The following is a 21,820-nucleotide window of genomic DNA, read 5'->3' on the forward strand; positions in this document are numbered from 1 at the left end:
CCTAACGCCTTACACAGAAGTACTCACGGATGACTGATATGAACTCCCCACACTCCACTTCCAACCCTTCACAAAGAAAGGGTATTATCTTAGCCGGCGGTTCAGGCACGCGCTTACATCCTATTACGCGCGGCGTATCCAAACAGCTGTTACCCGTCTACGACAAACCGATGATCTATTATCCGATCTCGGTATTAATGCTAGCAGGCATCCGCGAAATTCTGATTATCTCTACGCCAGAAGACCTGCCTCAATATCAAAACCTGCTGGGTAGTGGTGAAGACTTCGGCCTGCATTTTGAATATGCCGAACAACCCACCCCCGATGGCTTGGCGCAGGCATTCATCATCGGTGAAGAATTTATAGGCAATAGCCCTGTTTGTTTAGTACTAGGCGATAATATCTTTCACGGCCAGCACTTTTCTGAACAGCTAAAACGCGCCAGTGGACAGCCCAGCGGTGCCACGGTGTTTGGCTATTTGGTTAAAGACCCAGAACGCTTCGGCGTCGTGGAATTTAACGAAGCAGGCAAGGCCATCTCGATTGAAGAGAAACCTAAAAAGCCCAAGTCTGCCTATGCCGTCACTGGCCTTTATTTCTACGATAACGATGTCGTTAAAATAGCCAAAGAGGTTGAACCCTCCGAGCGTGGCGAGCTGGAAATTACCAGCGTTAACAACGCTTATCTTCAACAGGATAATTTGCGTGTTGAGCGCTTGGGACGAGGCTTCGCCTGGCTGGATACCGGCACCCACGATAGCCTGCTGGAAGCCAGCCAATACGTGCAAACCATTGAACATCGCCAAGGCTTGAAAATCGCCTGCCTGGAAGAAATCGCCTGGCAAAATGGCTGGATCAGCGATGAGCGCCTAGCCGAACTAGCCAAGCCGCTTGCCAAGACCCAGTACGGCCAATATCTCCAGCGCCTTATAAAGGTGAGGAGTAAGGCGTGAGGAGTTTTGCGCTTCAACACCAACACCTCACATTTTACCCCTCACTCCTTACGGTTTAACTATGCACTACGAAAAACTTGCCATTCCCGATGTCGTTCTTCTCACTCCTAAAGTTTTTGGTGATGAGCGCGGCTTCTTTTTGGAAACATTCCGCCAAAATGAATTTGAAGCGCACTGCGGTAACTATCAATTTGTGCAGGATAACCACAGCAAATCGGCCCAGGGCATTTTGCGCGGCCTGCATTACCAGTTAAGCCAGCCCCAGGGCAAATTGGTGCGCGTTACGCGTGGCGAAGTGTTCGATGTAGCAGTGGATATGCGTAAAAGCTCGCCCACCTTTGGGCAGTGGGTAGGTGTCACGCTAAGTGAGGAAAACAAGCAAATGCTTTGGGTGCCTCCCGGTTTTGCCCATGGCTTCTACGTTACGAGTGACGAAGCCGAATTCCAATATAAATGCACCGACTATTACGCTCCTGGTGACGAAGTCTCGCTTCGCTGGGACGACCCCGAACTGGATATCAAGTGGCCAATTAATCAAACGCCCCAGCTTTCTGGAAAAGACCAGCAAGGCATTGCGTTCATTAATGCACCCACTTTTGATTAATACATTCGGCAATTTTCCTGCTTGCTTTTGCATCTAAAACAAGCGCGTGAACAGTGGTAACTCAAGACAATGAATATTACGATTTTTGGGACCGGCTACGTTGGCTTGGTAACGGGCACATGCTTGGCGGATGCGGGGCATCATGTCATGTGTGTCGATGTCGACAAGAGCAAAATCGACCGGCTTAACGAAGGTATTATTCCCATCTTCGAGCCGGGTCTGGAACAGATGGTCCGTCAGAATGTAGAAAGCGCTCGCTTGTCTTTCACGACGCAAAGCGAGGAAGCAGTACGTTTTGGAACGCTTCAGTTTATTGCCGTGGGTACACCGCCCGGGGAAGATGGCAGTGCCGACCTGCAATATGTGCTGCAGGTAGCTGAAACCATCGGCCGTCACATGGATGACTATAAGGTCGTCATCAACAAATCAACAGTACCTGTAGGTACTGCTGAAAAAGTGCAAGTCAAGATAGCGAAAACCCTTCAAGAGCGGGGCATTGAGCTGGATTACGATGTTTGCTCCAACCCTGAGTTTCTTAAGGAAGGCGCTGCCATTGAAGACTTTACGCGTGGCGCCCGCATTGTGGTGGGTACCCGCAGTGAAAAGGCCATCAAGCTAATGCGCGAATGCTATGCGCCCTACAACCGTAACCGTGAAAAAATCATGATTATGGATGTGCGTAGTGCCGAGCTAACCAAATACGCCGCCAACGCCATGCTAGCCACCAAAATCAGTTTTATGAATGAAATGGCCAATTTAGCCGAGCGCTTAGGGGCGGATATTGAGCAGGTGCGCCAAGGAATTGGCTCTGACCCCCGTATTGGGTATCACTTTATTTACCCAGGCTGCGGTTATGGCGGTTCCTGCTTTCCTAAGGATGTACAAGCCTTAAGCCGTACCGCTCAGCAAGTAGGCTACAAGGCCGAGATGTTAGAAGCCGTAGAAGCTATTAATGAACGGCAGAAGCACACCTTATTTGAAAAGCTGAGTAGAGCGTTTAATGGCGAGCTGGAAGGTAAAAAGATTGGCGTATGGGGCTTAGCCTTCAAACCGAATACTGACGATATGCGCGAAGCGCCCAGCCGAGTGTTGATGGAGTCGTTGTGGGAAGCAGGTGCACAAGTGTATGCCTACGACCCTGAAGCCATGCCTGAAACACGCCATATTTACGGTGATCGTGACGATCTAACGCTATGTGAGCGTATGGAAGAAGCCATTGAGGGCGTTGATGCTCTGGTGATATGCACTGAATGGAAGCAGTTCAGAGCGGTAAATTTACATGGAGTGTCAAAGGCTATGAAAACGCCTGTTGTGATTGATGGTCGAAATTTGTTCAGCCCGTTAGCGGCGAAAGAGGCGGGGATAACGTATGTCAGTGTAGGACGATAAGCCGAGCGAAAGTAAAATAGTTAGTTTTTCAAAACATTTTTTTAATTTTAGAGTGATCAATATGAAAGATACTAAAATCGCAGTAATTGGCTTGGGTTATGTAGGGCTTCCACTGGCAATCGAATTTGGAAAGCAGTACTCCACTATCGGTTTCGATATTAAATCTCACCGTATCAAGGAACTGAATGAAGGCATTGATAATACCCGCGAAGTAACGGCGGATGACCTGAAATCAGCGCCTCAATTAAGCTTCACCAGCGTAGAAGATGATATTCGTGAAGCAAATGTTTACATCGTCACGGTACCCACTCCTATTGATGATCACCGCCAGCCTGACTTAACGCCGTTGGTAAAGGCTTCCGAGCTGCTAGGCCGCGTGATCAATAAGGGCGACGTAATCATCTATGAATCTACCGTTTATCCCGGTGCTACAGAAGAAGACTGTATTCCAGTGGTAGAGCAGGTTTCCGGGCTAGTGTTCAACCAGGATTTCTACGCAGGCTACAGCCCGGAGCGTATTAACCCAGGTGATAAAGAACGCCCCGTTTCTAAAATCATGAAAGTGACTTCTGGCTCGACACCAGAAATCGCTGAGTTTGTTGATCAGCTCTATAAAAGCATCATTACTGCAGGTACTTTCAAGGCTAGCAGCATCAAAGTAGCAGAAGCTTCAAAAATTATTGAAAACACCCAGCGCGATGTAAACATTGCGTTAATAAACGAGCTTTCAATGATTTTTAGTCATTTGGGTATTGATACAAACGATGTCATCGAAGCAGCTGCAACCAAGTGGAATTTTATCAAGCTTCAGCCAGGGCTGGTAGGCGGGCACTGTATAGGTGTAGATCCTTACTACCTAGTGCATAAATCCATGTCGGTTGGCCATATTCCCGATATTATTCGTAAGGCACGTGAAATCAACGATGGTATGGCGCGATTTGTAGCAACCAAGTTGATCAAAGCCATGATCGAAAAAGGTCAGCTGATCAAAGGCGCCAAGGTGCTGGTTATGGGCATGACATTTAAAGAGAACTGCCCGGACATCCGTAACACCAAGGTGATTGACCTGATTACCGAGCTTCAATCCTACAGCATGGATGTTGATATCTACGATCCGTGGGTAGATCCGTTAGAAGCCGAGCATGAATACGGCGTTAGTATGGTGCCTAATCTCAACGAAGGTGAGTATGACGCTGTGATTGTTGCCGTGGCTCATAATGAGTTTAAGGAAATGGGTAGTGGTATTTATAAGCTGGGCAAGGATGTGACGACCTACCTTGATATGAAGAATGTGCTTGGTAATGAAGGCAAGGGTGAAGTGAGGCTTTAAGATGAACGATATAATGTTTAATAATCTAGAAAATAAATATATAGAGTTAGTTAAGAATTCGGAGTTGTTCGATTCAGAGTGGTATGCTGCTCGATATCCAGATGTTAGTATGTCTGGTTTAGAACCTATATATCATTTTTTAAAGTATGGGACAGTTTTAAGTCGTGATCCTGGCCCTAAGTTTTCTTCTTCATTTTATTATGATGTCAAAGGGTGGGTGCGTCGACAAGGAATGAATCCCCTTTTACATTTTCTAACGCGCAATAAACCTAGTTTACCTAAGCCAGACAACGTTCTTTGGTCTGCTAATAAGGTTGCTGAGAAAGGCGATCATGATTTAGCAATTAATCTTGCTAAGCAAAATCTACCTGATGAACTTCACTATACAATTAATTTGCTTGAAGCAAATAAATATTTGATGAGTAATGATGAAAGTAAATGGCTAAAGGCATTAAATACCTACCTTAGCCATTTTAACGTAGCCCCATTAAAGTTGACAGAGTCTTCAGATAAAGGCTTATTGGCAAGGTTTTATTGTCATGATTTTAACAATACTAGTGAAGGGCCCCTCATCACAGTTATAATGCCAGTATGGAATTCTGAGGATACGATTTTATATGCGGCAAAGTCTATATTAAATCAATCATGGAGGAATATTGAGTTAATTATAGTTGATGACTGCAGTACAGATAAAACATGGAAGGTTTTAAAGTCAATAAAATCCCAAGATTCGCGAGTAAAAATTTTTAAAAATAAAGTCAACGTTGGACCTTATGTTTCAAAAAATATAGGTTTAACTCATGCCCAAGGTGATTATATCACCGGCCATGATGCTGATGATTGGGCTCATCCCCAGCGGCTTGAAAAACATTACGAATTAATTAAAAAGCATAATTTTCCTAGGGCGAGTCTTACCCATATGGTAAGAGTAAGGCCGGATGGTTATTTCGGGCATATAGGCAAAATTACAGGTTTTTCATTTGACGGTGCTGCACGTAAAGCATCGATATCTTGTATGTTTGAAAGAGATTTTGTTAAAAATACGTTAGGTTTTTGGGATTCCGTTAGATTTGGTGCTGATAGTGAGATGATCGCGCGAGCTGAAAGGCTTCTAGGTGATGAGTTCAAGAACTTTAAACAAATTGGAATGATTTGCTTAGATTTAGAAACTAGTTTAACTAATGATCCTGAGCATGGAATTAGATCTAATAATGGTGGTTTGTCAATTACCAGGAAAAGTTATAGAGAATCATGGGTAAAGTGGCATGACGAAGTTCTAAATTTTGATAATGCATATCTAGAGTTCCCACTTATAAATCATCGGTATTTTGCCGACGGTTCTATGAGAGTTCCTTATAACCTCGCAAAAAAAATTTAAGGTGCATAGATGGCTAACTGGAGGCTAGAAAACAATTGTATTTTTTTGTCATATCAGAATAATGATTTTTTTTGGAAAATGCCAGATGGATACTCTTTACCAAGTGAAGAGGTCTTATCATTAGTCGAATTTCTACTTTTTAGTCCATACGGCATAAAAGTAGATGTTATTAAAAAAAATACTATAAAGCAACATCGCACTGCCTTAGCTTTCTCAGGTGGAGTTGACTCAGCTGCGGCTTATAATTTGTTAGAAGAACCAGTAGCTATATATACGCAGGTGGCATCTCCTAGTAAGCTACATAAACAAGAAAACGCTCTTTTGGCTTTGAAAGAAGTCAATGGTATAAGTGTGCTAACAAATCAAGATGAGCTGCCTGAGCTATTCGGTAAGAAAAAGGGATTTTATGGATTAGCTGGTTGGACAGTTCCATCGATATTACTGTCTGAGCATTTTGGTTTTAATACTTTTTCTGATGGTAATATATTGGAGTTTGTTTATCTTCGCTCTAAGCATGGACATGGAACATTATATAATGAGCCAGACTATTCAGCCGTGCATGAAGCCTTTGCTAAGTTAAACTACCATTATTGTATGCCGTGTGCTGGCTTGACAGAAATTGTGACAACCTATATTGCAAAAGACTTTAAGTATGCTATGGGCTGTATGAGAGGAGAATCGGGGAAGCCATGCTTGAACTGTATGAAGTGTTATAGAAAGATGGCTATACAAGGTAATTGTATATCAACCAATCCTGAGGCTGAAAAAATTTTAAGCAAAGAGTGGATACCGGTTTTAGCTAGTTTGCTTTGGGCAAGAGATAACAAAGGCCTGAGCCATCCTGTATTAAATGAACTAGATAAGGACTATCGATGGGTAGAGAACTGGTATGAAAAATCGTTGGAATTTATTCCACTACATATAAGAGGCGATTTTTTAAATAAGTTGCAGTCTTACCATGTGCTTAAGCTAGAAGACGTACGTTCTCTTCAAGTTTGGAGTTCAAGTGTCCATGATTAAAGTTGAAGGTAACACTGCTTTTGTTTTATGGAATAGAGATTTAGAAGATTTTTTTGATAAAAATAATTTATATTTAGGTTATCCTTGGAAAGTTAAAAATGTTGTTAAATATGGTACAGAACTGAGTTTCAATAAAGACTTAACTGTTGAGCCTCACTCTTGTATGGCGCAAGGCCGTTTTTATAGCGCTGGCGCATTTTCTTATTGCAGAAGTAAGTTAATACCATCCGATTTTCGTGTTGGTCGCTATTGCAGTATTGCTCCAGGAGTTGAGTTATCTGATCAGGATCATCCACTTGATCGACTATCAACTCATAGTTTTACTTTTAAAGAACACGCAAAAACTTTAGCTAGAAAGCATGGTAAGGAAGTCCTTATACATGGTTTTAAAACTTTAAGAGAGGCTCCAAAGATTGGTAATGATGTGTGGATTGGAAAAGATGCGTTAATAAAAAGAGGGATTAAAGTTGGTAATGGTGCTGTCATAGCCCAACGATCAGTTGTTACAAAAGATGTGCCTGATTATGCTATAGTAGCAGGCTCTCCTGCTAAAATAATAAGATTTAGGTTTGATGAAAAATTAATATCAAGGCTAAACGAAGTTAAATGGTGGAATTATTCATATTTCGATTTTGCTGATATAGATGTTACTAACGTTGAGCTGTTTTTAGATGAGCTTGAAAACAGGATATTAAAACGCGATATTCCATTGCTTCCTTATAAAGAGAGTTTATATGAAAAAATAATAAGTAGTTTATAATCGCGTGATTCTGTGTTTTTTTAGCTAAAATCTGAGGTGTTATTTTGGATAAGATTGTAATCCTTACAAGGTTTTCTGTTATAAGTAGTAATAAGGCTGGAACTGTTGTGGCGTCAGGAGCAAAAAACGTTGATGATTATATAAAAGCTATTTTAAATGAAAAAAGGCTGAAAGAGAGATTTGAGGTATTTGAAAATATTACTGCTTGCTCAATTGAAAATTTAACTTGTCCTGGTGTTGATTTACATTTTGTCGTTTTAATTTCCGACCTTTTACCTATAAAGTATCAAGAAAGATTAAAGAAAAGGCTAATCCTTATTCAGGAGAGATCGTCTGCTAATACAAGTGTTATCAAAGTTAAGTCTGGCTTGCAAAACGTAGATAGTGAAGTAGGGTATACTACTATAAATGAAGCAGCTAACAGTTATATAGACTCATTGATGTTCAGTTGCAAACGAGTTAAATTCGCTACAGTGCGATTAGACGATGATGATGCTTTATCAAAAAATTATGCCTTAGAACTATCGAAGTATATAAAAGAAGACTTTGTGGGTTTTCCTATTAGTTTCCCATACGGTTATCAAGGAATATACGATAATGGAAAGATTGTTGACCTTCGTGACATGTATATTCCTAATATTGCATTAGGACTGGCATTTATTAATTGCTATGATTCTTCTTTAGGTTATCTTGATAAAGTAAAAAATGTTTATATGCTAGGTAACCATAGTTTTATATATCAGTCTAAACCATCTATAACTGATTCAACCGATCACTACTATATTAGAACTATTAATAATAGTAATGACTCTGGAGTAATTGGTTTTCATAAAGACTTGCCTGTTCCTTATTGCCAAGAGCCATCTCTTGATGGGTTTTCTTTCTTGGATATAGATAGTAGTAGTTTAAGAGAAAAACATGATGGGTGGAATGATCGCTACGTGATGAAGAAAAGATTAGTTTATTCTTCACCGCTGATCGCCAAAATGTCTTCTAAAAACAAAGCTTAGATTTTGTTGTATTCTTTGACTGTTATATTTGCGAGGACTCATGAAAGATAATTATAATGATATTATGAATTTGCTAAAAGAATTATCTGTAAATCAGTTAAATATTCAAAAAGAACAAAAAAAAATGCTGGAAAATAATTATACGCAAATTGAAAGTCTTATTTGGTTAAAAAAGCAGTTGAAATTGAAAGGTCGTTTGCCCCCGTTAAGAGGTTGGGCTGCTTCTCCCGATTTTTTGCTGAAGCTTCATTCTCATATTTTAAATACCCGTCCTTATAATGTTGTTGAATTTGGAAGTGGCGCATCAACAATAGTTATAGCTGATGCGTTGAGGCAAAACGGTGTTGGGCGACTTTTATCAATGGAACATTCTCAATTTTATGCTAATCAGACCATAAGTTCTTTGCGTTCAGAATGTTTGAACTCATGGGTAGATATACGTATTAGTAATTTAGTTGCTTGGAATGGTTTTCATATAAATGAAAGAGCTGATATGAAGCCTTCTATGTGGTATCAAAAAGAGCTTCTAACTGATGTTCAGAACATTTCATTAGTAGTTGTGGATGGCCCCCCGGCATCAACATGTCAGTATGCTAGGTATCCTGCATTACTCGCTTTAGAAAACCATCTTAGTGATGATGTACAAATTTGGATGGATGATGCCTCGCGTAAAGAAGAAAAAGTAATCTGTCAGAAATGGGCAGAGGATTATGGTTTTAATTTTGAGTTGCTATCTTTAGAAAAAGGTTTGGGTATATTGTGTTAGTTTTATGTTTAATTGACTTGGTGTTTTTATGCTCTTGTAAGATTCTCTTTAATAAATGCTGTTGTTAATTGAGTTTTTAAAGTGCTTTGTTTGAAATGCGGTTTGTTGGTTTGCTGAAGCTCTCAAAAAAAATCAGTGGGTTAATGTTATCTAAGTTGATTTGTTTTAGCTGTAGAGTATTTAAAGTAATAAAATAGAAGAAAAGTTTCAATGCTAGACTATTTCGAATAAACTAAATTTAAACTAATGGTATTATTTATGTGCGGAATTGTTGGCGCGGTCAGCGCAAAGGAATGTACGAAATTCTTACTCGCAGGGTTATCCACTCTTGAGTATCGCGGTTACGATTCGGCAGGTTTGGCCTTATTGCCTGTTGATGGTGCTAATAGCTTACAGCGTGCTCGTGCTAAAGGGCGAGTAGCAGAACTGGCGGCCAAAGTAGCCGATGAGGATTTGAAAGGTAATGTGGGTATTGCCCATACTCGTTGGGCTACTCATGGCGTACCTGCTGAACGTAACGCTCACCCGCATATCTCTGCAGGCTTGGCCGTAGTGCATAACGGCATTATCGAAAACTACGAAGCTTTGCGTGAGCAGTTGCAGGGCTTGGGGTATGAATTTACTTCCGATACCGATACGGAAACCATTGCTCACTTGATTCAAGCTTGCTTTAAGGGCGAAATTGGCGAACCGGCTGAAAGCCTGTTTTCTGCTGTGCAGTGCGCCGTAGCGTATCTGAAAGGGGCATTTGCCCTGGCCGTGATTAGTGAAGAAGAACCGGATTGCCTGGTGGTTGCCCGTGAAGGCTCACCGTTGATGCTGGGTATTGCTGAAGATGGCCACTATGCGGCATCCGATGCCTCGGCACTGCTTTCTGTTACCAAGCAGATGATGTACTTGGAAAATGGCGATGTGGCGCGGCTAACCCGTGACTCCATTACCCTGGTGGATCGCATAGGCCAGCCCGCTCAGCGTGAAGTGGTTACCTCTACCTTGAATGCCGATGCCGTTGAGCTTGGCGATTATAACCACTACATGCAGAAAGAGATGTTTGAGCAGCCCCAGGCGTTGGGCAATACACTGGAAATGATCAGTGGGGCGGGGCAACTGCAGCCGGGTATTTTTGGTGCTGAGGCCCAGGCTGTGTTTGAGCAGGTCGATTCAGTGCTGATCCTAGCGTGTGGTACATCAAGCTATGCGGGTATGACCGCCAAGTACTGGATTGAGCAGGTGGCGGGTATTCCCTGCAATGTTGAAATTGCCAGCGAGTATCGCTATCGCCAGAGTGTTGCTAATCCTAAACAGCTAGTCGTGGTTATTTCCCAATCCGGTGAAACCGCCGATACATTGGCTGCGCTACAGCATGCCAAATCGTTAGGGCATACGCATACGCTGGCCATTTGCAATGTGCCTGAATCCGCCATCGTTCGGGAAACCGCGCTGCGCTTTATTACCCGTGCCGGGCCTGAAATTGGTGTGGCGTCTACCAAGGCGTTTACTACACAGTTAAGTGCGCTCTTCTTGCTGACGCTTCTTCTGGCCAAAGCTCATCAGCGTTTGAGTGAAAGTGACGAAAAAGCTTACCTGGATGAACTGCGCCACCTGCCTGTTGCGGTAGAAAAGGTGCTGGCGTTGGAGCCCAGCATTAAAGATTGGGCGCAGCAGTTTGCAAATAAGCATCATGCGTTGTTCCTGGGCCGTGGCCGCCATTTTCCGATTGCTTTGGAAGGCGCGCTTAAGCTTAAGGAAATCTCCTATATCCACGCGGAAGCTTATCCTGCGGGGGAGCTGAAGCATGGCCCCTTGGCACTGGTTGATTCAGAAATGCCGGTGGTTGTGGTGGCGCCTAATGATGAGATGTTGGAGAAGCTTAAGGCCAACATGCAGGAGGTTAGTGCTCGCGGGGGCCAGCTGTATGTGTTTGCCGATGGCGATAGCGCCGTTAAGTCATCCGAAGGCGTTAACGTGCTGATGATGCCGGAGCATTACGGGCTGCTTTCCCCGGTGTTACACGTAGTCGCGCTTCAGTTGCTCTCGTACCATGTTGCATTGGTGAAAGGTACGGATGTTGATAAGCCGCGTAATTTGGCCAAGAGTGTGACGGTCGAGTAGTGCCAATGGGCGTCGTTCCGACGCCTTTCTCGGGTGCCTCATTCGCTCCTCGTGCCTCGCGAGATTCGTTACCCCGCGTCACGGGTATTTGCCATATTCAAGGCGGGTATATTTCGTAGCGCGTGGTAAGCGAAGCGCACCTGCGGGAGCAGCGCTCAGCGGTGCTATATTGTTGGATGGGTGCCATGGGCGCCGTTCCGACGCCTCCCGCGGGTGCCTCATTTGCTCGTGCCTCGCAAGATTCGTTACCACGCGCTACGGGGTGAGCATTATTCGTTGTTGATGCATGTATTCGGCGACTTATACTGCCCACGATTCACGATTCACGATTCACGATTCACGATTCACGATTCACGATTCACGATTCACGATTCACGATTCACGATTCACGATTCACGATTCACGATTCACGATTCACGATTCACGATTCACGATTCACGATTCACGATTCACGATTCACGATTCACGATCCATCATTCAGGTAATCCAAAATGCGTAAATACTTCGGCACTGACGGCGTTCGCGGGCGCGTGGGTGAGTTTCCCATGACGCCGAGCTTTGCCATGAAGCTAGGTTGGGCCGCTGGCCAGGTATTGGGCGCTGAAGGCGTTAAAGAAGTTTTGATTGGGAAAGATACTCGGGCGAGTGGCTATATGCTTGAGTCCGCGCTGGAGGCGGGGTTTTCTGCTGCGGGTGTTAACGTGGCGTTAGTCGGTCCGCTGCCTACTCCTGGTGTTGCCTACCTTACCTCTACTTTTCGAGCTGATGCCGGGGTGGTGATTAGCGCCTCGCATAATCCGTTTTACGATAACGGCATTAAAATTTTCGCGCAGGGCGGTAACAAACTAACCGACCTCCAGGAGCAAGAGATCGAACGCTGGTTACAAGTAGCGCTGGATGGCGACATGACCTGTGTGGAATCCGACAAGTTAGGCAAGGCACGGCGCATTGATGATGCGGCCGGTCGTTATACTGAATACTGCAAAGCTAATCTGCCTGGTCATCTAAGTTTAAATGGCTTGAAGATCGTGGTTGATAGTGCAAATGGCGCTGCCTATAAGGTTGCGCCAGCGGTTTATCGTGAACTGGGCGCTGAGCTGATCAGTATTCACGATAAGCCTAATGGGCTGAATATCAATGCTGAATGTGGCGCTACCTCCATGCAGAGCCTTTGTGCCGCCGTGTTGGAGCACGAAGCTGACCTGGGCATTGCGCTGGATGGTGATGCAGATCGCCTCATGATGGTAGACCATACCGGCATCGTGGTAGATGGTGATGAGTTGCTTTACCTGTTGGCCAAGGATGCCAAGGCCGCAGGCTACACCGGCGGTGTAGTCGGCACCCAAATGAGTAATCTTGGGCTAGAACAGGCGCTTGCTACTATGGATATTCCCTTCAAACGGGCCAAGGTAGGCGACCGTTATGTAATGGAACAGCTTAAAGAAACCGGCTGGCGCCTGGGTGGGGAAGGCTCGGGCCATTTGTTGAGTCTGGACCATGCTTCCACCGGCGATGCCATTATTGCATCGCTGCGTGTGCTTACCTGTTTGCTTCAGCAACAGAAAACCCTATTTGAGGCCAAGCAGGGTATGCAGAAGCTGCCACAAACACTGATTAATGTGCGTTATACCGCCCATCAAGGCCATGAGCCTCTTGAAAATACTGCAGCAAAGCAGGCAGTGGCTGAAGTAGAGCAACAGCTTGGGCGAAGCGGCCGGGTGTTGCTGCGTAAATCGGGTACGGAACCATTGATTCGAGTCATGGTAGAAGCAGTGAATGCCGATCAGGCTCAGAAGTGTGCCCAGCACATTGCCGATGCGTTTGCTTGAGTAATTGTGAGGCTGTTTTGTAATAAGAGGTAATGACCTTTGACACTATCTTCAGCGCCTAGCTTGCCCCGGAAACCTGCATCAGATAAGGATGCGTCAGCCATCACCGAGATCGAACAGAGTCCTTGGTTCGATGCCGAGTGGTACTCGAAGCAGTACCCGGATGTAGCGGTTTCAGGCATGTCGCCAGCGGAGCACTATTTCGCGCTGGGAGAGGGCTGGGGGCGTCAAGCGGGCCCACGGTTTGATACAGAGTATTACCTTGAGCGTCATCAAGATGTTGCTCGCGCAAAAGTTAGCCCTTTATTGCATTTTATTCGAAATGGAGAGAAGGAAGGGCGCTCACCCATTCAGTTAATGGCATTCGATAAAGAAGAGCTGCTTTGGCAACAAACGGCTATCTCATCAGCGTTGAAGGCTTTGCATGGATTGCTTGCTCATCAAGACGCCTGGGAAGCCAGCTATGCAGCCTGGGCATTAGGCCGTTGGTATGCCTGGAAAGGAGAGTGGCAGCGCTGCGCAGATATACTTGCTAGCCGTCACCAGTACCATGACACAAAACCTGCTACGCCCGCCCCTTGGCTGCTGGAAGTGGAGGCCTTGATTCATTGCGGCCAGTTGGTAAATGCCTGGCAGCGCATACAGCAGTTGATAGCAGCTTACCCGGATTATCCAGATACCTCATTGGCGCTTTCCAATCTGCTGGCCGTTCAGGCCTCTATTCAAGAAGGGCGTACGGCCACCCAGGCTGATGCGCTTACAGAGCAGTTCCGTTTGCAGCATATCAACGCCCTGTTCCTGAAAGCCGATCTTCACCCTATCGCGCTTATAGACCCAAGCCAGCCACTAACGCTAGACAACCTGAAGGCGGAAAACCAAGCAATCACAGGCACAGTGGCATCAGATGATGGCTTGGTAAGTATCATTATGCCGGTATTCAATGCTGAAGCGCATTTGGCAACGGCATTGAGAAGCCTGGCCGAGCAGACCTATGCCAATCTAGAGGTGCTCGTGGTGGACGATGCCTCTACCGATGGCTCATTGACCATTGCTCAGGCCTTCAGCCAGGAAGATGCTCGCTTCAAAGTATTGAGCCAGCCAGCTAACCAGGGTGCTTATGCGGCACGTAATCGTGGACTTGCGGCCTCGAAGGGTGATTTTATCACCGTTCACGATAGTGACGACTGGTCGCATCCCCAAAAAATAGAGATGCAGGTGGCAGGGCTGATAAGTAATCCCGAATGGAACGTATGCAGTTCCGATATGGTACGTTGCTATAGCTCACTTCTGTTCAGGCGCTGGCGTGTCGAAGCTCTGGATGGTTGGATATATCGCAATACATCGTCATTGATGATGCGTCGGAAGGTTGTCGATAGTTTAGGCTATTGGGATAAAGTACGTTGTTCAGCTGATACCGAATACCTGCACCGCATTTGCGCAGCTTATGGTAATAAAACGCTTGGAGTTGTTCTTAAAGGGGTACCTTTGGCATTTTGTCGTGAACAACCTCAGTCTCTTAGTCAAACTAGTACCACACACTTGGTGACCCAATTTAATGGTATCCGCTTCGATTATATGCAAGCGGCAGCCCAATGGCATGCCAGTGCCGAACAGCCAAGCGACCTGTATCTCCCGGCTAATCCCGAAACCCGTCCTTTCCCAGCACCGGCTGCCAACTTGCCTGGTTAAGCTGGTATTCTATGGTTAATTTATTAAGTGTCAGGAATTCATTGTGAGCCAGCAACAGCATCAGGTAGCACCGCACGCCGCCACGGAACTCGCCATTAAACCCTCTATCAATACATTGGCCCAGGGGTCGATGTTTTGGCAGCCTGATTACCGCGAAGCCTCCGCTTGGCTTGAGCATTTGCCGTTTATGTTCTGGCTGATGGAAGCACTTAGGCCGCAGCAGGTAGTAGGGTTAGGGGTAGATGAAGTGCCCCATTTTGCGGTTTGTCAGGCGGCTTCGCGTCTTCGCCTTGGCGCGCGTTGTTACATGGTAGGTGATGGGGTAGACGAAAAAGCGTCGAATGAGATTCGCTCCTATGCGGCCGACCACTTTTCAGCCATCAGTCAGTGGTTGGAAGCTAATCCGACGCGGGCGATCGAGCAGTTTGATGAAGGCTCTATCGATCTTTTATTGCTGCATGTAAGCCCTGATGACAACAGTGTTGATTACTTGTTGGACCGCTGGCTGTCACGGCTCTCCTCGCAAGGTGTGGTAGTCGTGCCGGGTATTTCTCGCCGGGAGCCGGGCTGCTTTGTGTTCCGCGCCTTTGAGGCCATCAAGGACCGCTACCCGCACTTTGTATTCCATCATGCCGGTGGGCTGGGCGTCATCGCTGTAGGCAATGAACTACCTTCTCTGGTCAATAATCTATTAGGCGCCTTGGAATCGAGTGCCTCGACTCAGGTAGTGCAGGATGTATTCGCACGCCTTGGCCGCAGCTGCCAGGATAAAGTGACGGTTCGCCAGCAGCAGGCCCTATTCCAAACCTTGGAAACTCGTGTAAACGAGCAGGCAAGTAGCCTGGCCGAAGCCGAACAGCAGGTAACTCAGCAAGCGGAGCAGCTGCGTCAGGCAAATGATGAGCGCGTCAAACTTAAAGAGCGCCTGGAGCAGCAGGAAGCACGTTTTGCCCAGGAGCGTGGCCGGTTAGCCGAGCGGGTTAGCTCGCTTGAAGAGTTCAACGCCGAGCTGAAAAAAGAGCTGATGCGCCAACGCGAACAAGGCGAGCGCCATGCGGCTGAGGCACGTGAGCATACTCAAGCCGCCAAGGCGAGTGAGCAGTCGTTGGGGCAGGTTCAGCAGCAGTTGGAAGAAAAGGATAAAGCGCTTGAAACAGCGTGTGAAGAAAACACCCAGCTAACGGGCAAACTCGAGAAAACCGATCACGCCCTTGCTGAGGCGCAGGCCCAGATCGAGTCGTTGCAAAGCATTAAGCAGTCGCTTGAAAGTCGGGTAGAAGAAACCAGTCAGGCACTTGAAACCGCGCATGAAGAGACTGCTCGATTAGCTGCTGAGCGTGAGAAAGCCGAACATGCCCTTGCTAACGCGCAGATGCAGATCAAATCGCTGCAAAGCAGCGAGCAGGCGCTTAAAAAGCAAGTTAATGAAACCCAGCAGGTAGTGGAAACGCGCTTTAGTGAGCTGGCCAAGCTCACCAATCTACTGGAGGCCAACGAGCAGAGTTTGCAAAGCGCGTATGAAGAGCGCGCTGAGCTTAATACCAAGCTTCAAAAAACCGAGTCCTCACTTCAGGCGCGTTTTAACGAGCTGGGTCAGTTAACTCGCCAACTGCAGGAAGCCGAGCAACGCATTGCGGATGGCGAACAAAACCGAGCGGATTCAGAAAAGCAGTTGGCCCAGCAAAGAAAGGCAAGTGAAGATGCATTGGCCGCGCAGCTAAAAGAGGCGCTAAATAACGTAGACGAACGTTTCCAGGAGCTGGCCATACTCACCGACCTGCTGGAGAAAAACGAAGCCCAGCGTGAGCAGCTGAAGCGCGAACTTGAAAGTGCTAAAACCGTCAAGCAGAAGCTTGAAGCGGACGCCAAGGTCGCCAAGCAGAAACTGGAAGCCGAGGCTAGGGCAAGTCAGGAAACTCAGGCGCAGCAGCGCCGAGAGCTTGACCGCCAAGCGCATGAATTAGCACATCTCGTTGAACAGCTTGAAGCAATGCGAATTAGTCAGGTCGCTCAAGCCTCCGTAGCGGAAGGTACTGGCGTTACAGTGGCCAAGGCACCTGCATTAACAAAGCGTGCAATCAAGCGCCAAGTGGCATTGATTGAAGCCAGTCAGTGGTTTGATGCGAAATGGTATCTAGAACAGTACCCCGACATTGCTTCGGATCCCAAAATGTCGGCCAGTCCTGCTCGCCACTACCTGCTCATGGGTGGTTTTGAAGGACGTAACCCCGGCCCGGATTTTGATTCGGTGTATTACCTTACGCATCACCCTGATGTAGTGGAAAGCGGTATCAACCCGCTGGTTCATTACCTTAAGTTTGGTGAAAAAGAACAGCGCAGCGTGAAGGGGTAACAATGAGTAATGCTAAACGCGCGTTGCTGTTGGAGTCCGGCTTATTTGATGAAACCTGGTACGTACAGCGCTACCCGGATACGCTCTTTAGCCAGATGTCTCCATTGGAGCATTTTTTAAACTATGGATGGACCCTGGGCCGTTGCCCTGGGCCTTACTTTGACCCTGAGGCTTATCGAAATCGCTATCCTGATATTAGCGGCTCGGGGTTAGACCCATTAATGCACTACATTTGCCATGGCCGCCACGAAAGGCGGTTTGGGCAGGCCAATGCGAGTAACGTAAAGCCTGTTGTGCGGCTGGCGGTGGTAGTGCATGCCTACCACCTTGATTTGGTAGCTCTATTAGGCGAACGATTGGCTTTGTTGAGCGAGCCGTTTGACCTGTTCATTACTACGCCCCACGCCCATAATACGCCAGAAATAACCGCCTTGCAGCGCCGCTTCAACGGTGCCGAGGTAGTTACTTGCCCTAATCAGGGGCGCGATATCGCACCGTTTTTCTCGTTGCTGCCGCGTTTGCAAAGCTATGAGCTGTGTTTAAAACTGCACACCAAGCAGGGTGTAACCCCAGTGGCGAAGCAGTGGCGCGATGCGCTTGTTAGTAGCGTACTGCCAAGCCGGGAAGGTGTGCAGCGGTTGGTGGCCAAACTGCGAAGCGACCCACGACTGCAGCTGGCCGGCCCCAAGCGGTTGTTCATGAGCCAACAGGCGATGCGTTTTGGCAATGAACGCTGGCTTGCCCAGCTTGCCAAGCCGCTAGGTGTGCCACTTGAAAGTGACTGGGGGTTCTTGGCGGGCAGCATGTTCTGGTGCCGACCCCAAGCGCTATTGCCGTTGGCGCAGGAAGTGACCCGGCATCAGTTTGAGCCAGAAACTGGCCAGCAGGATGGCGAGCTGGCGCATGCGTTGGAAAGACTGGTGGGCGGTATCATTCAGCCCCAGGAAGGGCAGATTTTGCTTCTGGAGCTTGCTTCCTCAGGTGAGTTCTCCATTGCGCCGTATCGCCTGAACATGCCGCTTGAAAGCACCATGCCTTCACGCCTGCTGGCCGCGCCATCTGCGCCATCTCCTGGCAGTGGCCAAGCCAGTAGCCGCCTGCGCATCGCAGGGGATCTCAATCTTGACAGCAGCAACGCCATTCGCGGTTGGCTGGCCTCACGCGTTGACCCAGCGCCCCGTGAGATAACGATCCGCATTGATGGCGTGCGTGAAATCAAGGCGACTGCCAACCACTTTCGAACCGATTTACGTGCCAACGGGCTACACCAGGGGCGCCACGCCTTTGATATCTACCCACCGGTGGAACTGCTGGATGGGCAGCCGCATGTGGTAGAGCTACTGGATGCTGAAACCGGCGAATGTGTTGCCAGTAAAACCGCGCACTGGGCCTTCGAGCGCAGCTTCAGCGATTTTTCCGGGTATTTGGCGCACACCCTGGTCAACCCTTACGTTGCGCAGCCCTTTCGCGAAGCCGACAAGCGCTGCTTTGCTGCCATGGAAAACGTGGCGCGTATCTTGGTCGAGCACGCTCAGGCGCTAACGGCGCCGCCGCTGGTGTCGGTCATCATGCCATGCTTCAATCGCTTGGAAACCATCGAAGAAGCAGTGAATTCGGTGTTGGAGCAGTCCTATGCAAGCATCGAGCTGATCTTGATTGACGATGGTAGCGAGGATGGCACGGCCCAGTGGTGCGAACGCTGCGCCAGTGCCAACCCTCAGGTAAAGGCGCTGCTTTTAAATGAAAACGGTGGGGTGTCGGCGGCGCGTAACAGAGGGTTGGAAGCCGCTCAGGGCGAGTACGTCATGTACTTGGATTCCGATAACCGTTGGGATACGCGTTTCGTAGCGGCCATGGTAGGGGCGTTCGAGAACCTCCCTCATGCCGAGGCGCTTTACTCTGGCTTATACCGTTATCATGGCGACAGTGAAATACCTGCCGGGGTGATGTTTGGCCCGCTCAATCGCTCGCTGTTGTTCAATCGCAATTACGTCGACTTGAATACGTTTGTGCATAGGCGCCAGGCGTGGCAACGTCTGGGGGGCTTTGATGAAGCGCTGCCGCGCTACGTGGATTGGGACTTGGTACGCCGTTACGCGCTCGATGCCGAGCTTTATTCCGTGCCGGTAATACTCACCCATTACTACATTGATAAAGCGAGCAATTCGCTGACCAATAATTCGCAGTACCTGCCTTACCTGGAAGCCGTGCGCGAAAAGACTGGTGCCAATTACGCCGCCCAGCCGCCCAAGGCGCAAGGGGCAACGGCCGGCCTGGAGCGGGGCGTGACCATCGTGATCCCTAGCTACGAATCCAAAGACGATTTGCAGGAGTGCCTGGAAAGCCTGTATGCGCTGAATCTAGGCGCTTCGCTGGAAATCATCGTGGTGGATAACCACTCCTCTGAAGCGGTTTGCGCGTTCATTCGCAAGGAGCACGATGGCGGGCGTATCAAGGCGGTGTTCAACGATGCGAACTTCGGGTTTACTCACGCGGTCAACCTCGGCATTCATGCGGCGCAGCCCGAGTACGACATCGTGCTGCTCAATAACGATTCCATCGTGACGCAAGGCGCGCTCGAAGCCATGCAGCGGGCGGCTTACAGCCTGCCGGATTGCGGCTTGGTAGTGCCGCAGCAGGTACTACCGGGCGGCACCAAAACGCTGAACGACCACGTGCCATTTGCCGATGCAAGCTACCCGTGTGATGTGAATATTTCAAAGCATCACGCCAACGTTCACCATGTGCCGCTTTTTCATGATGGCAAGGCGCTGGAAATCAACTTTGCGCCGTTTTTCTGCGTGTACATTCCCCGCCATGTGTATCGTGACGCGGGTGATCTGGATGCGCAGTACGGTCGCCACTATCGCTCGGACCGTATTTATTGCGACGTCGTGCGCCATATTCTCGGTCTCAAGATTTATCACGTCAGCGACGCCTTAATTTATCACAAGCTGCAAAAGTCCACCGACGAGCTGGCGGGCAAGAAAGTGAGCGAGTTCGATATCATGTTCAAGAAAAATCGCTGGGATCCTGCCAACAAGAAACGGCTGGGTTTCATTGATGCCCCCTGGGATATGTAGCGTCTTCAGCAGCGCTATTAGCATTTGATATTCGGACAAGCCGCACTTTACGAGATGCGGCTTGTCTCATTCTGGACAATTCATACCGAGTAGCGCCGTAGCGTAAGGTCATGATGGAAACTTTTGATGTGAAAAGCCTACGTACAGCGCCTAATCAGTGGTTGCAGCGAATGAAAAAAAAAGTAGTCATCAGTCACCGGTTTCAGCAGGCGGTTAACCAGGGCCTGCGATGGCATTTAGATTTTCCCTCTCTTGAGCGCCCGCCCTGGCTGAATCAGAACGGCTGGGTAGTGCAAGGCTGGGTATTGCTTCCCGATTCGCTGATAGAGTGCCATGACGATGTCAAAGTCATCGCCCGTTGGAGTCCGATATACGAGCTTTGTCATCCGCTAAGCCTGGATCGCCCTGATGTCATCGAAACCGTTCTTGAAGAAGACCCTGCCGTGCATCCTCAATTATGCTGTGGGTTTCGTTTTACCGTTCCGCGCCATTTGGCGACCTGTACGCTGGAACTATCCGTGAACGGCGAGCGCATATCGCTGCCAGAGGCAAATATGCCGGAGCTGACGGATTCAGGTGATGTTGAACAACCCCCTTTAAAAGTCCTAGAAGGCAAAGCGGGTTGGCTATTCCTGGATAACGATACCAATGGCAGCGTTGATCAGTACCGCGGCCGTTTACTGCTCACCGATAAAGGCGTGGAAGGCTGGCGGAGTTATCTCTCTGCCTTTCACGCTCTTGCAGAACGGCACGCGGCACGCCATGCATTGTTGGTGGCGCCTTCCAAGGAGAGCGTGATGGGGCCACGCTACCACCCTTATGAAGAAGGGATAAGTGGACCCATTCACCAACTTTTGAGCGTGCCCGAAGCAAGCAATTTTGTGTACCCAGTAGAGGCGCTTAAGGCGCTGGGTGATGATGCGTTTATCCAGACCGATACGCATTGGGCTTCCAAAGGTGCCATGGTGGCTGGTAAGGCTTTGCTCCATAAGCTAGAGCTGGATGACGCTGACGTTGAGCGTGTTTTCGCCAATGACGACTACCAGAGCCGAACTATTCCCGGTGATTTGGGAAGTAAGTTTTCGCCTGCGCGCGCCTGCCAAACAAGCGTTATGTGTTCGTTCAATTATAATAAGCATCGTCATTTCGATAACGGCTTACCCAACTTTGGTCGTTTGATATTAATTAACTACCAAGAAGCACTAATCCCAAGCACGTGCTTGGTTTTTGGCTCCTCTTCAAGTTATTTCCTGCTTAGCTACCTGAGCCGGCTTTTTACCCATGTCGTGTTTGCGCATACCGCCGGTAACTTGGATCCGGAGCTGGTGGCCGCCGTCAAACCGCAGTACCTGGTGGTGCAAACCAACGCGCGTTTCGTGGTGCAGGTGCCTAAAGCCAATCAGGCATTGAAAGACCTCATCGAAGAGAAGCGCACGCGCCTTACCATAGAAGAACGTGAGGCGGCGGATAAACGTAAGGTGCTAGCTGCCAAGGACGATGAAACCATTGCCGCGTTAGGCCTTTCGGCCTGGGTCGAGCTGTAA

At 47.9% G+C, this 21,820-nt stretch carries 15 protein-coding genes; all 15 read left to right on the plus strand.

Annotated elements, in window-relative coordinates; genetic code table 11:
* Positions 1-38: 38 nt before the first annotated feature.
* The 15 genes from rfbA to D467_RS0100620 all read left to right on the plus strand — a co-directional run bounded on the left by rfbA (position 39) and on the right by D467_RS0100620 (position 21,820).
* Entirely contained in the window at positions 39-953 is a 915-nt protein-coding gene (gene rfbA / locus D467_RS0100550; protein ID WP_018915548.1) for a glucose-1-phosphate thymidylyltransferase RfbA, read from the plus strand.
* A 61-nt stretch (positions 954-1,014) separates the two neighbouring features.
* On the plus strand, positions 1,015-1,557 hold the full coding sequence (gene rfbC, locus D467_RS0100555) for a dTDP-4-dehydrorhamnose 3,5-epimerase (protein ID WP_018915549.1): 543 nt from the start codon (positions 1,015-1,017) through the stop codon (positions 1,555-1,557).
* Positions 1,558-1,626: 69 nt separating this feature from the next.
* Complete coding sequence (locus tag D467_RS0100560; RefSeq protein ID WP_018915550.1) at positions 1,627-2,946, plus strand: UDP-glucose dehydrogenase family protein; 1,320 nt, start codon at positions 1,627-1,629, stop codon at positions 2,944-2,946.
* Between the two features lie 61 nt (positions 2,947-3,007).
* Positions 3,008-4,276, plus strand: a complete 1,269-nt coding sequence (locus tag D467_RS0100565; RefSeq protein ID WP_018915551.1) for a nucleotide sugar dehydrogenase — start codon at positions 3,008-3,010, stop codon at positions 4,274-4,276.
* Between the two features lies 1 nt (position 4,277).
* Positions 4,278-5,654: a glycosyltransferase family 2 protein gene (locus D467_RS0100570; protein ID WP_018915552.1), complete on the plus strand. Its 1,377-nt coding sequence runs from the start codon at positions 4,278-4,280 to the stop codon at positions 5,652-5,654.
* A gap of 9 nt (positions 5,655-5,663) precedes the next feature.
* Positions 5,664-6,674, plus strand: coding sequence for a DUF6395 domain-containing protein (locus D467_RS0100575; RefSeq protein ID WP_018915553.1), 1,011 nt, complete (start codon positions 5,664-5,666; stop codon positions 6,672-6,674).
* Complete coding sequence (locus tag D467_RS20190; RefSeq protein WP_018915554.1) at positions 6,667-7,434, plus strand: CatB-related O-acetyltransferase; 768 nt, start codon at positions 6,667-6,669, stop codon at positions 7,432-7,434. Before D467_RS0100575 ends, D467_RS20190 begins: the two co-directional genes overlap by 8 nt.
* 44 nt (positions 7,435-7,478) lie before the next feature.
* On the plus strand, positions 7,479-8,444 hold the full coding sequence (locus tag D467_RS0100585; protein WP_081621215.1) for a glycosyltransferase: 966 nt from the start codon (positions 7,479-7,481) through the stop codon (positions 8,442-8,444).
* A gap of 40 nt (positions 8,445-8,484) precedes the next feature.
* Positions 8,485-9,210: a class I SAM-dependent methyltransferase gene (locus D467_RS0100590; RefSeq protein ID WP_018915556.1), complete on the plus strand. Its 726-nt coding sequence runs from the start codon at positions 8,485-8,487 to the stop codon at positions 9,208-9,210.
* A gap of 258 nt (positions 9,211-9,468) precedes the next feature.
* Positions 9,469-11,322 (plus strand): glutamine--fructose-6-phosphate transaminase (isomerizing), encoded by a 1,854-nt coding sequence (gene glmS, locus D467_RS0100595; RefSeq protein ID WP_018915557.1) that lies wholly within the window; start codon positions 9,469-9,471, stop codon positions 11,320-11,322.
* 491 nt (positions 11,323-11,813) lie between these two features.
* Positions 11,814-13,151: a phosphoglucosamine mutase gene (gene glmM, locus D467_RS0100600; protein WP_018915558.1), complete on the plus strand. Its 1,338-nt coding sequence runs from the start codon at positions 11,814-11,816 to the stop codon at positions 13,149-13,151.
* A 63-nt stretch (positions 13,152-13,214) separates the two neighbouring features.
* The gene (locus tag D467_RS0100605; protein WP_244147787.1) at positions 13,215-14,840 is read left to right on the plus strand and encodes a glycosyltransferase family A protein; all 1,626 of its coding nucleotides are present in this window, start codon (positions 13,215-13,217) and stop codon (positions 14,838-14,840) included.
* Positions 14,841-14,883: 43 nt separating this feature from the next.
* On the plus strand, positions 14,884-17,193 hold the full coding sequence (locus tag D467_RS0100610) for a coiled-coil domain-containing protein (protein WP_018915560.1): 2,310 nt from the start codon (positions 14,884-14,886) through the stop codon (positions 17,191-17,193).
* A gap of 2 nt (positions 17,194-17,195) precedes the next feature.
* Positions 17,196-20,276 (plus strand): glycosyltransferase, encoded by a 3,081-nt coding sequence (locus D467_RS0100615; protein WP_018915561.1) that lies wholly within the window; start codon positions 17,196-17,198, stop codon positions 20,274-20,276.
* 170 nt (positions 20,277-20,446) lie between these two features.
* On the plus strand, positions 20,447-21,820 hold the full coding sequence (locus D467_RS0100620; RefSeq protein ID WP_155826416.1) for an alginate O-acetyltransferase AlgX-related protein: 1,374 nt from the start codon (positions 20,447-20,449) through the stop codon (positions 21,818-21,820).

The organism is Vreelandella zhanjiangensis DSM 21076 (assembly GCF_000377665.1).
Taxonomy (GTDB): domain Bacteria; phylum Pseudomonadota; class Gammaproteobacteria; order Pseudomonadales; family Halomonadaceae; genus Vreelandella; species Vreelandella zhanjiangensis.